Source organism: Streptomyces xanthophaeus (genome assembly GCF_000725805.1).
Classification (GTDB): domain Bacteria; phylum Actinomycetota; class Actinomycetes; order Streptomycetales; family Streptomycetaceae; genus Streptomyces; species Streptomyces xanthophaeus.
The window spans coordinates 1-333 of sequence record NZ_JOFT01000129.1 but is presented as its reverse complement, the minus strand read 5'-3'; the positions used below and the strand labels follow the sequence as shown (position 1 = coordinate 333).

Below are 333 nucleotides of genomic sequence, written 5' to 3'. Positions count from 1 at the left end.
GTGCTTCATCTTGGCCATGTCGGAGGCCATGATGATGTCCTTGTTGCCCGTGGTCGTGATGAAGATGTCGGCCGTCTCGACGACGTCGTCGAGGGTCGCCACCTGGTAGCCGTCCATGGCCGCCTGCAGCGCGCAGATCGGGTCGATCTCCGTGACGATCACGCGGGCGCCCTGGCCGCGCAGCGACTCGGCGCAGCCCTTGCCGACGTCGCCGTAGCCGAAGACGACCGCGACCTTGCCGCCGATGAGGACGTCGGTGGCGCGGTTGATGCCGTCGATCAGGGAGTGGCGGCAGCCGTACTTGTTGTCGAACTTCGACTTGGTGACGGCGTC

Annotated in this window: 1 protein-coding gene; it reads right to left on the bottom strand. The window is 66.1% G+C overall.

Annotated features, from left to right (window positions below):
• Positions 1–333: NAD(P)-dependent oxidoreductase (locus IO30_RS0129165; protein WP_031147844.1), on the bottom strand; the 333-nt coding region annotated here is incomplete at both ends.